Source organism: Marinococcus sp. LNHM3E3-2.2, from assembly GCF_056034385.1.
Genome location: NZ_JBQLIC010000001.1, coordinates 135,984 through 148,449 on the forward strand (window position 1 = coordinate 135,984; position 12,466 = coordinate 148,449).

The window sequence follows — 12,466 nt, forward strand, 5'->3', positions numbered from 1 at the left end:
TAACAAAACAGCTGGTATCTCTGTGTAAAAAGGAGAGGAGAAGATGAGTTTGCGTTCGAAGTTCCGGCGTTTTTTTGAAATGGACGACGATGTGGTCGAACAGGAGGTTCCTCTTTCTGAAGAAGAACAATATGCCCAGTATGAAAACAGGCAGGGGGCAGCGCCGAGCAACGTGGTGAGCCTGCAGAGTGTACAGAAGTCCTCGAAGGTGATGCTTTTAGAGCCGCGCAGCTACGAAGAAGTGCAGGATATCGCCGATCACCTGTGCAGCCGGAAAGCAGTGATCATTAATCTGCAGCGGGTGCCAAAGGAGCAGGGGCGGCGTATCGTTGATTTTTTAAGCGGTACTGTCTATGCCATCGGCGGGGACATTCAGAAGGTTGGCAGCCACATCTTTTTCTGCGCACCTGACAATGTGGATATTTCTGGAGCTATTACAGATATTATGTCCGAACGGGATGAACATTATTAGACAGAAAGGAGAGAGATTATGCAGCTTATAGGTTCTTTGCTGATTAGTTTAATCAGTATTTACCGGATTGTGTTAATTGTATATATTTTCATGTCCTGGTTCCCGAACGCGAGAGAATCTACGATCGGCCAGTTTATCGGTTCGATTTGTGAACCGTATTTGGAGCCGTTCCGCCGATTTATTCCGCCGCTCGGCCCGCTTGATATTTCGCCGATTGTGGCAATCATCGTACTCTTTTTTGCAGAATCCGGCATCCGGGCGCTGTTTTTCAATGCCGGGGCGTTGTTCTAATTGAGGTGAATACAACATGAATATGCTCGAACACTTCCGGCCGGAAGAAAGAGCCTGGGTGGAACAGGCATCAGACTGGAAAGAAGCAGTGGAAACAAACTTCGAAAGACGGCTGACCGATTTTCTTGATCCGCGGGAGCGGGATATTTTAGCGTCAGTCATCGGAAAAGATGAAACTGTCCATTATGCTTTTGCCGGGGGAAACGATGATGCTGAGCGAAAGCGGGCGCTGATTTATCCGTTTTACGAACAGCCGGAGCAGGAGGATTTTCAGCTGATATTGTTTGAAATATCCTATCCGCAGAAATTCGCTTCTCTTGAACACAAGGATGTTCTCGGGGCCCTGATGGGCATCGGGTTAAAACGGGAGAAGTTCGGTGATATTCTGGAAGGGGAAGGATGCTTTCAATTCGTAGCAGCTGCCGAAGTCCGCAGCTATATTGAGCTGAACCTTCCCAAAATCGCCAACGTTTCCGTAACGCCGGTGGAAAAACCGTTTTCCGCTATGCTGCCGATAGAAGAGCAGTGGGTGGAACGCGAAACGACGGTTTCTTCGCTTCGGCTTGATACATTTATGGCAGAAGCATACCGGCTTTCAAGAAGCAAAACGCTCCCATTCATAGAAAAAGCGAAGGTGCGCGTGAACTGGAAAAAGGTCGACCAGTCCTCCTATATGCTGCGCCCCGGGGATTATGTTTCGGTACGCGGGCTTGGCCGCTCCAAATTGATGGAGGTGCTCGGACGCACGAAAAAAGATAAGCAGCGGATTGTGTACGGAATTAAAGAGCAGAAAAGAAAGAAATAACTTTTTTTCTTTTGAAGGAAGGAACTGCCTTTTTCGCCGCGAATGCAGTAAAAGGCAGCAGGCTTTCGGGCCGGTATACATACTTGAATTGTAGAAAGGGTGAAAGACTTTGCCTTTAACACCACTGGATATTCATAATAAGGAATTCACAAGAGGTTTCCGGGGATACGACGAAGATGAAGTAAACGATTTTTTAAAGCAGCTCATTAAGGATTTTGAAGATGTGATTCGTGAACGTGACGAGCTGTATGACCGTACAAAAGAGCTCGAAGACCGGATTAATCATTTCTCAAGCATTGAAGAAACGCTGAACAAGTCGATTTATGTAGCCCAGGAATCGGCAGAAGAAGTGCGGAAAAATGCCGAGAAGGAAGGGCAGCTGACGGTGAAGGAAGCGGAGAAAAATGCGGACCGGATTATCAACGATGCCCTGAACAAATCCCGCCGGATCGAGCTTGAAATTGAAGAATTGAAAAAGCAGGCTTCTGTTTACCAGACCAAATTTAAAATGCTGCTCGAAGCCCAGATGGAAATGCTTCATTCGGATGAATGGCTGAATCTTTCCGAGGAAGAACCGGCTGAGGCGGACGTTTATGCAGGCGACGGCGAACGTCTTGACTAACACCAGCAACTAGATTATACTTTTGCATTATCATATTCGATAAACGTTGAAGGGGAGCAGGCAGTAATGTACCGGTCTCAGCGATCTGCGGTTGGTGTAAGCGCAGAACCAGGGCATTTTTGTTATCACCCCGGAGTTCCTTAACTGAACAAAGCAGTAAGTTAAGGCGGCTTTGAAAAAGCCGTTATTGCCAATGAAGAGACAAGCAGGGAGCCGTATAGCCTCCTGCGCTCATCAGGGTGGTACCGCGAGTCATTCTCGCCCCTATGCACAGGGGCTCCGAATGGCTCTTTTTGTTGTAAGAAAAAAAGGAGGATGCGGAAATGAGTTACAAAGAATCGCTGTTAATGCCAAAAACCAAATTTCCAATGCGCGGCAATCTGCCAAATAAAGAACCGGAACGCCAGAAAATGTGGAACGAGCAGGACATCTATGAGCAGGTTCAGGCCCGCACGGAAGGCCGCCCGCTGTTTGTGCTGCACGACGGACCTCCCTATGCCAACGGGGACATCCATATGGGGCACGCTCTGAATAAAGTACTCAAGGACTTTATCGTCCGCTATAAATCAATGACAGGCTACCATGCGCCGTACGTGCCGGGCTGGGATGTTCACGGGCTTCCGATAGAAACGGCGCTTTCGAAAAACAAAAAAGTCGACCGGAAAAAAATGACGACAGCTGAGTTCCGTGCCGCGTGTGAAGAATATGCGGAAAAACAAATTGACCGGCAGCGGGAGCAGTTTAAACGTCTCGGAGTAAGAGGCGATTGGGAGAACCCATATGTGACGATGCATCATGAATACGAAGCCCAGCAGATCCAGGTATTCGGCGAAATGGCCAAGCGCGGCCATATTTATAAAGGCAAAAAACCGGTCTACTGGTCGCCATCCTCGGAATCGGCCCTGGCAGAAGCAGAGATCGAATACCACGATATGCGCTCTCCGTCGATTTATGTGTCGTTTGCGGTTAAAGACGGCAAGGACGTTCTCGAGGGCGATGAAAAATTTATCATCTGGACGACGACTCCGTGGACGATCCCGGCAAACCTGGCGATCACTGTTCATCCAGAGCTTGACTACGTCGTCGTGAAGGCGAATGGAGAAAAGTATGTTGTAGCCGAAGGACTGCTCGAGGAGCTTGAACAAAAGCTTGAGTGGGACGGCTATGAGATTACAAAGCGCATGAAGGGCAGCGATCTGGAATACGTCATGGCCGAGCACCCTATTTACGGCCGGGATTCCCTCGTCATTCTCGGCGATCACGTAACGCTCGATGCCGGTACCGGCTGCGTGCACACAGCTCCGGGCCACGGGGAGGAAGACTTTGTGGTAGGACAGCAGTACGGTCTGGAAACACTTTGTCCCGTCGACGATAAAGGAGTATTTACCGACGAAGCCCCGGGCTTTGAAGGACTGTTTTACGATAAGGCGAATAAAGCGATTACGGATAACCTCGATCAGCTCGGGGCGCTTTTGCAGCTGAACTTCTTCAGCCACTCTTATCCGCATGACTGGAGGACAAAAAAGCCGGTGATTTACCGGGCGACTGACCAGTGGTTTGCATCGATCGAAAACATCCGGGGCGAGCTTTTAGACGAAATCAGCCAGGTGACATGGACTCCGGCTTGGGGAGAAACGCGACTGTACAACATGGTGCGTGACCGGGGCGACTGGTGTATTTCAAGACAGCGTGCCTGGGGCGTGCCAATTCCGGTCTTTTATGCTGAGGACGGCGAAGCGCTTATTAACGATGAGACCATCCAGCACGTAGCCGAGCTGTTCCGCAGCCATGGCTCCAACGTATGGTTTGAGTGGGAGACAGCCGATCTGCTGCCGGAAGGGTTTACGTCGGAACACAGTCCAAACGGCATTTTTACAAGAGAAATGGATATTATGGACGTTTGGTTCGACAGCGGCTCGTCCCATCAGTCAGTGCTTGAGGCATCTCCGCTTCTGCAGCGTCCGGCTGATATGTATCTTGAAGGCTCCGATCAATACCGCGGCTGGTTTAACTCTTCTCTTACAACAAGTGTTGCGGTTACCAGAAAAGCGCCGTACCGTTCCGTACTGAGCCACGGCTTTACGATGGACGGAGAAGGCAAAAAAATGAGCAAATCGCTCGGTAATACGATTTCGCCAAACGACATCACAAAGCAGCTCGGCGCAGATATTCTAAGGCTCTGGGTGTCGAGCGTCGACTATCAGGCGGATCACCGGCTCTCGGACAACATTTTAAAGCAGATCGCTGAAGCGTACCGCAAGATCCGTAACACGTTCCGGTTCATGCTCGGAAACCTGAGCGATTTTGATCCGGATAAGCACCGGGTTGAGCCGTCGGACTGGAGCGAGCTTGATCAGTATATGCATCTGCGCCTGCAGGATTTGGTTGCAAAAATCCGTGCCGGCTATGAAGAATACCAGTTTGTGAACGTTTATCAAACGTTCCACAACTTCTGCACCGTGGATCTGAGCTCATTTTATCTTGATATCGCCAAGGACACGCTCTACGTCGAGCATGAAGACGATGTCCGCCGCCGGGCTGTGCATACGGTGCTGTATGACACGTTAACAGCTCTCGTGCAGATGATCGCACCGATCATTCCGCATACGGCCGAAGAGGTATGGGAATTCATCCCTCAAACAGAAGCTGACAGCGTACAGCTGACGGATATGCCGCAGGCGGACCGTTCGACAGAGGATGAAGAGCTCCGCAGGAAGTGGGATCGTCTCATGGATGTCCGGGACGATGTATTAAAGGCCCTTGAGACAGCGAGAGGAGAAAAAGTGATTGGCAAGTCACTTGAAGCCTCGGTAGATATCTACGCAGACGGGGAAGTAAAGGATATGCTGCAGAGCGTAACCCGTTTAAAAACGCTATTTATTGTTTCGAAGGCAGAAATTGCCGGTTCAGCGTCAGAGGCCCCGGCGGAAGCAGTGAAGCTCGACGAAGTAAGCGTTGTTGTAGGAGCAGCGGAAGGTGAACGCTGCGAACGCTGCTGGGAAGTGACCGAAACGGTGGGAGAAGACCCGGCGTATCCGGATCTCTGCAGCCGCTGTGCCTCGGTCATGCATCAAAAAGAGAACGTCAGTCAGTCATAGCATGTGAGGAGCCCCTTTCCATCAGGGGCTCTTTTTTTATGGAACGTAAAGCCCGGAAGGATCGACCCGGGCGCTGTTCGCACCGGCGAATATATGCTAAAATGCTAAGGATGGAACGCATACCGCAAGAGAGGATGAAAGAGTCCGTATGAAAATCATTAAGTGGCATTACCTGCTGGCTGCGCTGATTATTATTTTCGATCAGGTAACCAAATACATAGTAGCTGCCTCCATGCGTATTGGAGAAAGCATTGAAGTGATCCCGTCTTTTTTATATCTGACCTCTCACCGGAACGCAGGAGCGGCCTTTGGTATACTGCAGGGGCAGCGCTGGTTTTTCTTAATTATTACGATCGTCGTGATAGCAGTAGTGGTGTATTACATGCAGCAGTATGGTACGCTCTCATTTACTTTTGGCATCCCGCTGGCCCTTGTTCTTGGAGGAGCTGTTGGAAATTTCATTGACCGTATGCTTTTTGGTGAAGTTGTAGATTTTGTTGATGTCTACCTGTTCGCTTATAATTACCCTATTTTCAACGTTGCAGATGCTGCCCTGACAGTAGGTGTAATCTGGTTGATTATCGGTATGTTTTTAGATGAAAGATCACGAAAGAAGGAAGAAGCACATGAATCCACGAATTATTGACGAAGAAGAACAGGGAACAAGAATCGACCGTTTGATGACAGACGAATTGGAAGAGTCGCGTTCAGTCATTCAGCAATGGGTGAAAGAGGGATGGGTCACAGTCAACGGCGGCCGTGTGAAAAATAATTACAAGCTGCAGGCCGGCGACCGGATCGACGTCACTGTACCTGAAGAAAATCATGAAGAAATGACGCCGGAAGAGATCGATCTTGACATACGCTATGAGGATGACGATGTGGTGGTGATTTACAAACCGAGGGGGATGGTTGTGCATCCGGCACCGGGGCACACCCGCGGAACATTGATGAACGGGCTGCTGCACCGTTATCCGGCATGGCAGGACCACCCCGAAACCCGGGCAGGGCTGATTCACCGCCTGGATAAGGATACGTCCGGACTCCTTATAGCAGCCAAGCATCCTGAGGCTTACGAGCAGTTATCCGCTCAGATGAAGGAGCGGAAAATAGAGCGGAAATATAAAGCAATTGTGCACGGGGAAGTGCCGCACGAAACAGGGAAAATTGATATGCCGATCGGCCGTGATCCCCATGACCGTCAGAAAATGGCGGCGGTGCGAGAAAACTCGAAGCCGGCAGTCACTCACTTTCAGGTGCTCCAATGGTGGCACAAATACACATTTGTGGAGTGTGAGCTTGAAACCGGGCGGATGCACCAGATCCGTGTGCATTTTGCCGAGATCGGCCATCCGGTGGCCGCTGATCCGAAGTACGGACGCCGAAAGACTCTTTCTCTTCCGGGGCAGGCGCTGCATGCGTACCGGCTCCGCTTTGAGCATCCTGTAAGCGGAAAGTGGATTGAATTGGAGGCGGAGCTGCCGGAGGAGATGCAGGCTGCTATTGATGAACTTAACAAAACTAGTTGACCGCACAATAAAAGACTGTCATACTACGTAATAACGAAAAAAACGAATGCCTTTTTAACACAGTCCCGTGAGGCTGAGAAGAGGTGGTGACTGAGCGCAGAAGTACCCAGGGCGGCGTATGTGTAATACCCGGCCTGCGGGTGAATGTGCCCGGATCCGCAAGCTCTCATCCTTACGGGATGGGGGCTTTTTTTATGAAGTAAAGGAGGATGGTGCAGATGGAACGGGTGCTTTTGGATGAACAGGCAATCCGGAGAGCTCTGACGAGGGTATCGCACGAAATTATTGAACGAAACAAAGGCGTGGAAGACTGTATCCTGGTTGGAATCAAAACGCGGGGCATTTACATTGCCAACCGGCTAGCGGAAAGTATCGAACGGATTGAAGGAAACGCGATTCCGATTGGCGAAGTGGACATTACGATGTACCGCGATGATTTATCGCACAACAATAACAGCCAGGAGCCGGAGCTGCACGGGGCTGTGCTTCCCGGAGAGATTACCGGAAAGACAGTGATTCTGGTGGACGATGTGTTATATACCGGCCGGACCGTGCGGGCAGCCATGGACGCCATGATGGACAGCGGCCGTCCGGCACAGATTCAGCTGGCAGTGCTCGTGGACCGTGGGCACCGGGAGCTTCCCGTTCGACCGGACTACATCGGCAAAAACGTACCGACCTCCCGGGAAGAAATTATCGCTGTCAACATGGCAGAAGAAGACGGCGAAGACCAGGTGAGTATCCATTCTGCGTAACAAGATTTCTCTTTAATTTGAACCAGTGAGTTCAAAAAGGGACGAGACGAAAGCGTTTCTTCCCTCCATGCCAATATTAATGGAGGTTTATCATGAAAAATAACGAAGATATCCATATCCAGACCCGCCCGGCCCCGGCTACGTGGCTGATTCTGAGCCTGCAGCACCTGTTCGCCATGTTCGGGTCAACAATACTCGTGCCGGCGCTTACAGGACTCAGCCCAGCCGTAGCTCTTGTATCCAGCGGTCTTGGAACACTTGCCTATCTGGCAATCACTAAAGGACAGATACCGGCTTATCTCGGCTCGTCATTCGCATTTATTTTCCCAATCATTGCCGCTTTATCCATTGGCGGCCCGGGCGGCGTTATGCTCGGCTCGCTAGCTGCAGGGCTTGTTTACGGCATTACAGCGCTGGTTATCCGAAAAGCCGGTGTAGGCTGGCTGATGAACATTCTGCCGCCGGTAGTAGTCGGCCCGGTCATTATGGTCATCGGCCTCGGCCTTGCGACGACAGCAATCGAAATGTCGATGAACTACAACGCAGACACCGGAAACTACAATGAACCGATGCGCCATATGAGCGTAGCCGCCGTAACACTTGCAATTGTCATTGTCGCTTCTGTATTTTTCCGGGGATTTTTCCGCATCATTCCCGTGCTGTTTGGCATTATAGGCGGCTACTTGACGGCGCTTGCTGCCGGAATGGTAAATACAGGCGCCATCGGAAAGGCTGCCTGGATTCAGGTGCCGGATTTCTCCGTGCCGTTTGCCACGTACAGCCCGGATTGGAGCTGGAGCGTTATCGCGATCATGGCACCGATTGCGCTGGTGACCATTGCTGAACATATCGGCGACCAGCTCGTATTAAGCAAGGTAGCGGAAAAAAACTTCCTCAAGTCCCCGGGGCTTCACCGTTCCATCATGGGCGACGGGGTGGCAACCATGTTTGCCGCCGTGCTTGGGGGACCGCCGAACACGACCTACGGGGAAAATATCGGAGTGCTTGCCATCACCCGCGTATTCAGTGTGTACGTGATCGGCGGGGCCGCCGTGCTTGCCATCAGCTTTGGATTTATCGGAAAGGTGGAAGCCTTTATCGCAAGCATCCCCGGAGCCGTAATGGGAGGCGTTTCGATCCTGCTGTTTGGTATCATCGCCTCGAACGGCCTGCGAATGCTGATTGATAACAACATTGATCTCGGCATTAAGCGGAATCTGATTATCAGCTCCGTCATTCTGGTGACCGGGATCGGAGGAGCGTTCATCGAAATCGGGGAATACTTTGAAATATCAAGCATGGCGCTTGCTACCGTGATCGGGATGGTGCTGCACGCAGTGCTGCCGGGAAAGGAAGATTCCTACGGCAACCGGTCGATGTTTGAATCCGTAAGTACATCTACCTCAAAAAATAAGGCAGCTTGATCATCCTTTAAGGAAGTACAGAGAGACATCCAAGGTTGAACGGCATGAAAACACTTCCGTCAGCAGACTATCCTGCGCGGGGCGTTTCTTCATACCCGTACACCTGGAGTCTTTCCGACTCCGGGTTTTTTATATAGGATCGAGGCGCTTAAAAAGGAGCGGAAACGATGATGAATATGAAATCTTCAAAAACAGCAGCAGTCCAGCACGTGCTGACGATGGAGGAATGGGATGTGCGGCAGATCCATGAGCTGCTGGCGAGGGCGAATGCATTTGCAGACACGGAGAGGGAACGGAAAAGCCTTCCGTTGTACGCAGCGAACTTATTTTTTGAGCCCAGCACCCGGACCAAGCTAAGCTTTGAAGCGGCCGAACAGAACCTCGGTCTCGGAATTCTTCACTTCGATGCTGCCACCTCAAGCGTAAAAAAGGGAGAGAGTCTGTACGATACGGTGCGCACAATCGAAAGCATTGGGGCTGACGTGGTCGTTATCCGTCACGAGCAGGAGCGGTACTTTGATGAACTGCGGGACTCTATCAGCATCCCCATTATTAATGGAGGGGACGGCTGTGGGCACCACCCGACCCAGTCGTTTCTGGATTTAATGACGATTCAGCAGGAATTTGGACGGTTTGCCGGCGTGAAGGTTGTCATTGCCGGCGATATCCGGCACAGCCGGGTTGCCCGTTCAAACGTGGAGGTATTGGAGCGTCTTGGAGCGAAGGTATATGTATCGGGACCAAAAGAATGGATGGATGAAGCCATGAGCAGCCGCTTTATACCAATGGATGAAGCGGTGGAGGTGGCGGACGTTATGATGATGCTCCGCATTCAGCATGAACGGCATACGGTCCAGCTGATAGCCGGACCGAACGATTATCATGAAGCATACGGGCTCACCATAGAGCGTGCGCAGCGCATGAACAATAAAAGCATTATTATGCACCCGGCCCCGATCAACCGGGGAGTGGAGATCGCGGACGAGCTCGTGGAGGGCGGCCGCTCAAGAATATTCAAGCAGATGACAAACGGTGTTTTTATCCGGATGGCTGTGCTTGACCATGTATTAAGACAGGCTAAAGGAGGAGATTGGAAATGAACGGATGGATTATCAATGCGCAGGTGTTCACCTCCGGGGAAACCATCGAACCACAGGATGTACTGATTGAAAATGGGCGTATCCAGGAAATCGGCAGGGCGCCGGAGGAGGCTGAAGTAGTACTCGATGCGAAAGGAAGGCTGCTAAGTCCGGGCCTGGTTGACGTGCATGTGCATCTTCGTGAGCCGGGAGGCGAGCACAAAGAAACGATTTATTCAGGTACAAAGGCGGCAGCGAAAGGCGGATTCACTACCGTTTGCCCAATGCCGAACACGTACCCGGTGCCAGACTCCGCAGGAAAGCTTGATCTGCTGTATGAGCGTATCGAAGCCACGGCTGTGGTACGTGTCCTTCCCTACGCCTCCATCACAGAAAAACAGCAGGGGGCCGAACGTACGAACATGAAAGCTCTGAAAGAGCATGGGGCCTTTGCTTTTACAGATGACGGAGTGGGTGTGCAGGATGCCTCTGTCATGTACGAAGCCATGCAGGACGCCGCAGCGCTCGATATGCCGGTGGTGGCGCACTGTGAAGAAAATACACTCGTGTACGGCGGCAGCGTGCACGCCGGGAGGTTTGCGGAAAAAAACGGACTCAAGGGCATACCGGCGGTAGCTGAATCTGTTCATATCGCCCGTGACATTTTGCTTGCTGAAGCGGCCGGCTGCCACTATCACGTATGTCACGTGAGCACGAAGGAATCTGTGCGGCTGATCCGCGATGCAAAACGTGCCGGCATCCATGTAACAGCCGAAGTCACACCACATCATCTGCTGCTAAGTGAAGACGACATTCCGGAGGTGGATACGAACTATAAAATGAACCCGCCTCTTCGCTCCCGCGGCGACCGGCAGGCGCTGCTTGAAGCCTGGCTCGAGGGGACCATTGATTTTATAGCGACCGACCACGCCCCTCACGCTGCAGAAGAAAAGGCACGGCCGATAAGCGAAGCTCCGTTTGGCATTACAGGGTTTGAAACGGCCTTTCCGCTTTTATATAACGAACTGGTATTAAACGAAGTATGTACTCTGGAATATCTGCTCGCATCAATGACAGGGCGTCCGGCCAGAGTGTTCGGACTCGCTGCCGGCACGCTTGCCGCAGGTGCTGCTGCAAACCTGACGCTCATAGACCTGGAGCACGAGGAAACGGTCGATCCTGCTCAATTTGTGTCAAAAGGAAAAAACACGCCATTTACCGGCTGGAAGCTGAAGGGCTGGCCAGTTCTCACGATCGTAGACGGGAAGACAGTGTATGAAAAGGAAGAGGTGCAGCAATGAAGCGGAAATTAATACTGGAAAATGGAGCAGTTTTTCACGGAGAAGGCATTGGAAGCGAACGGGAAACTGTAGGGGAAGTCGTATTTAACACTGGAATGACCGGTTATCAGGAAATTTTATCCGACCCGTCCTACTGCGATCAGCTGGTGACACTGACGTACCCGCTGATCGGCAACTACGGTATTAACCGGGATGACTTCGAAACGATGCATCCCTCTGCCGGCGGACTGATCGTCAAGGAAGCAGCTTCGCACCCGAGTAATTTCCGAAGCATCGGCACGCTCAGCGAATGGCTTTACGAAAAGGATATTCCCGGCCTGTGCGGCATTGATACACGCCGCCTGACGAAAATGATCCGGACCGCCGGTACACTGCGCGGCAGACTGTGCGCAGAAGAAGCGGAAGAAGAGGAAATCGTCCGGGAGCTGCAGCAGTGGATTGATCCCCGGGATCAGGTGTCCCGGGTCAGTACGAAAAATGCCTATCATGCACCCGGCAACGGCAAACGGGTGGTTCTGATGGATTACGGGGCTAAACACGGCATCACCCGGAATCTGCTCAGCCGCGGCTGCGATGTGTTTGTGCTCCCATACAACGCCACGGCGAAAGAAGTGCTTGCCCTGAACCCGGACGGAGTAATGCTCAGTAACGGCCCCGGAGATCCTGAAGACGTGCCGGAGGCCGTGGAGACGCTCCGTAACCTGATCGGGGAAGTACCGGTGTTTGGGATATGTCTCGGACATCAGCTGCTGAGTCTCGCCTGCGGGGCCACCTCGTCCAAACTTAAATTCGGCCACCGCGGAGGCAACCATCCGGTCAAGCAGGTAAAAACCGGGCGGGTGGATATAACTTCCCAGAACCATGGCTATACGGTGGACCGGGATTCGCTGATGGGAACGGACCTGATCCTGACGCATGTCAACGTCAACGATGGCACAGTTGAAGGCGTCGAACACCGGGAATATCCGGCATTCAGCGTTCAGTACCATCCGGAAGCATGCCCGGGACCGAGCGATGCCAACGACCTGTTCGACCAGTTTGTCCGTCTAATGAACCGTTACGAAAAAGTACCTACTCGAATGTAAAAGGG

12 protein-coding genes and 1 other annotated feature are annotated in these 12,466 nt (G+C 51.8%); all 12 genes read left to right on the forward strand.

Going from position 1 to position 12,466, the window contains the following annotated elements; translation table 11 throughout:
• Nucleotides 1-43: 43 nt before the first annotated feature.
• The 12 genes from ACTRXF_RS00755 (at nucleotide 44) to ACTRXF_RS00810 (ending at nucleotide 12,461) form a co-directional block, all read left to right on the forward strand.
• The gene (locus tag ACTRXF_RS00755; protein WP_474260390.1) at nucleotides 44-472 is read left to right on the forward strand and encodes a cell division protein SepF; all 429 of its coding nucleotides are present in this window, start codon (nucleotides 44-46) and stop codon (nucleotides 470-472) included.
• A gap of 18 nt (nucleotides 473-490) precedes the next feature.
• Complete coding sequence (locus ACTRXF_RS00760; RefSeq protein WP_022792702.1) at nucleotides 491-763, forward strand: YggT family protein; 273 nt, start codon at nucleotides 491-493, stop codon at nucleotides 761-763.
• 16 nt (nucleotides 764-779) lie between these two features.
• Nucleotides 780-1,568: a YlmH family RNA-binding protein gene (locus ACTRXF_RS00765; protein WP_322524610.1), complete on the forward strand. Its 789-nt coding sequence runs from the start codon at nucleotides 780-782 to the stop codon at nucleotides 1,566-1,568.
• A gap of 109 nt (nucleotides 1,569-1,677) precedes the next feature.
• A complete protein-coding gene (locus tag ACTRXF_RS00770; protein WP_474260392.1) occupies nucleotides 1,678-2,190 on the forward strand; it encodes a DivIVA domain-containing protein in 513 nt (170 codons plus the stop codon).
• Nucleotides 2,191-2,227: 37 nt separating this feature from the next.
• Nucleotides 2,228-2,459: a binding site (T-box leader), on the forward strand.
• Between the two features lie 54 nt (nucleotides 2,460-2,513).
• A complete protein-coding gene (gene ileS / locus ACTRXF_RS00775) occupies nucleotides 2,514-5,288 on the forward strand; it encodes an isoleucine--tRNA ligase (protein ID WP_474277252.1) in 2,775 nt (924 codons plus the stop codon).
• A gap of 148 nt (nucleotides 5,289-5,436) precedes the next feature.
• On the forward strand, nucleotides 5,437-5,934 hold the full coding sequence (gene lspA / locus ACTRXF_RS00780; RefSeq protein WP_474260396.1) for a signal peptidase II: 498 nt from the start codon (nucleotides 5,437-5,439) through the stop codon (nucleotides 5,932-5,934).
• On the forward strand, nucleotides 5,915-6,817 hold the full coding sequence (locus tag ACTRXF_RS00785; RefSeq protein ID WP_474277254.1) for an RluA family pseudouridine synthase: 903 nt from the start codon (nucleotides 5,915-5,917) through the stop codon (nucleotides 6,815-6,817). The genes lspA and ACTRXF_RS00785 overlap by 20 nt, the downstream gene beginning before the upstream one ends.
• Nucleotides 6,818-7,035: 218 nt before the next feature.
• Complete coding sequence (gene pyrR, locus ACTRXF_RS00790) at nucleotides 7,036-7,572, forward strand: bifunctional pyr operon transcriptional regulator/uracil phosphoribosyltransferase PyrR (RefSeq protein ID WP_022792708.1); 537 nt, start codon at nucleotides 7,036-7,038, stop codon at nucleotides 7,570-7,572.
• 92 nt (nucleotides 7,573-7,664) lie between these two features.
• Nucleotides 7,665-8,996, forward strand: a complete 1,332-nt coding sequence (locus ACTRXF_RS00795) for a solute carrier family 23 protein (RefSeq protein WP_474277256.1) — start codon at nucleotides 7,665-7,667, stop codon at nucleotides 8,994-8,996.
• Nucleotides 8,997-9,172: 176 nt separating this feature from the next.
• On the forward strand, nucleotides 9,173-10,096 hold the full coding sequence (locus ACTRXF_RS00800) for an aspartate carbamoyltransferase catalytic subunit (RefSeq protein WP_474260826.1): 924 nt from the start codon (nucleotides 9,173-9,175) through the stop codon (nucleotides 10,094-10,096).
• Nucleotides 10,093-11,376: a dihydroorotase gene (locus tag ACTRXF_RS00805; RefSeq protein WP_474277258.1), complete on the forward strand. Its 1,284-nt coding sequence runs from the start codon at nucleotides 10,093-10,095 to the stop codon at nucleotides 11,374-11,376. Before ACTRXF_RS00800 ends, ACTRXF_RS00805 begins: the two co-directional genes overlap by 4 nt.
• Entirely contained in the window at nucleotides 11,373-12,461 is a 1,089-nt protein-coding gene (locus ACTRXF_RS00810; RefSeq protein ID WP_474260404.1) for a carbamoyl phosphate synthase small subunit, read from the forward strand. Before ACTRXF_RS00805 ends, ACTRXF_RS00810 begins: the two co-directional genes overlap by 4 nt.
• Nucleotides 12,462-12,466: the final 5 nt, after the last annotated feature.

Bases quoted from the DNA above. Each gene is read 5' to 3' on its own strand.
- pyrR (WP_022792708.1), top strand. From the start codon at position 7,036: ATGGAACGGGTGCTTTTGGATGAACAGGCAATCCGGAGAGCTCTGACG.
- ACTRXF_RS00795 (WP_474277256.1), top strand. From the start codon at position 7,665: ATGAAAAATAACGAAGATATCCATATCCAGACCCGCCCGGCCCCGGCT.
- ACTRXF_RS00785 (WP_474277254.1), top strand. From the start codon at position 5,915: ATGAATCCACGAATTATTGACGAAGAAGAACAGGGAACAAGAATCGAC.
- ACTRXF_RS00800 (WP_474260826.1), top strand. From the start codon at position 9,173: ATGAAATCTTCAAAAACAGCAGCAGTCCAGCACGTGCTGACGATGGAG.
- ACTRXF_RS00765 (WP_322524610.1), top strand. From the start codon at position 780: ATGAATATGCTCGAACACTTCCGGCCGGAAGAAAGAGCCTGGGTGGAA.
- ACTRXF_RS00755 (WP_474260390.1), top strand. From the start codon at position 44: ATGAGTTTGCGTTCGAAGTTCCGGCGTTTTTTTGAAATGGACGACGAT.
- ACTRXF_RS00760 (WP_022792702.1), top strand. From the start codon at position 491: ATGCAGCTTATAGGTTCTTTGCTGATTAGTTTAATCAGTATTTACCGG.
- ACTRXF_RS00805 (WP_474277258.1), top strand. From the start codon at position 10,093: ATGAACGGATGGATTATCAATGCGCAGGTGTTCACCTCCGGGGAAACC.
- ileS (WP_474277252.1), top strand. From the start codon at position 2,514: ATGAGTTACAAAGAATCGCTGTTAATGCCAAAAACCAAATTTCCAATG.
- lspA (WP_474260396.1), top strand. From the start codon at position 5,437: ATGAAAATCATTAAGTGGCATTACCTGCTGGCTGCGCTGATTATTATT.
- ACTRXF_RS00810 (WP_474260404.1), top strand. From the start codon at position 11,373: ATGAAGCGGAAATTAATACTGGAAAATGGAGCAGTTTTTCACGGAGAA.